Consider the following 582-nt stretch of genomic DNA (forward strand, 5'->3'; position numbering starts at 1 on the left):
TTACAAAGTCTTGTAATAACGCCAATGATTTTTTAGCATATCCTTTCCTTTGTTTATTATAATTAATAGAAAAATAAGTTAAAAGTATGGCACCCTTATTTTCTGTAAACTCCTGTACTCTATCACCTGTTTGTAATATAAATACACCTACAGGTACTCCGTTATAGTCTAAAATAACAACTACATTTTTCGTTCGATCATTTCTCGCTTTCTCCAGTAATTCACCTGGATTCGCCGTAAATTGAACTTGTTCACTTGGTAAAGTAAATGATTGTATTATCTCTTTATACTGCTCCTTATACGGAACTAATTGTATTTCCCCTGTATGTATGTTCATGCTTAACTCTCCCACTCCTTCAAGTTATTAACTTAAACCTTGCTGTGTTTTAGAATGCACTTTTCCATCCAAAAATGTAATTTCAGCAAATGATTTTGGATCGTTGCCTTTCCAAGCAAAAATTTGTTTAATTCGTGTAGAATGTTCTTCCCCTTCTTCTATGAGTAAATCCCCTTCAAAACCGATTAAATCTTTCACTTCTAAATATGTCATTCCTTCATTAATATTTGAGAAATGATTTACAT

1 protein-coding gene and 1 pseudogene are annotated in these 582 nt (G+C 31.8%); both read right to left on the reverse strand.

The window, feature by feature from the left end:
• Positions 1–337 (reverse strand): GNAT family N-acetyltransferase (locus AC1DTM_RS30845; protein ID WP_477001748.1); only part of this gene is annotated, 337 nt, incomplete at its 3' end.
• A gap of 27 nt (positions 338–364) precedes the next feature.
• Positions 365–582 (reverse strand): annotated as a pseudogene (locus tag AC1DTM_RS30850) (hypothetical protein); the annotation flags it as partial.

The organism is Bacillus sp. P4_D3 (assembly GCF_056401855.1).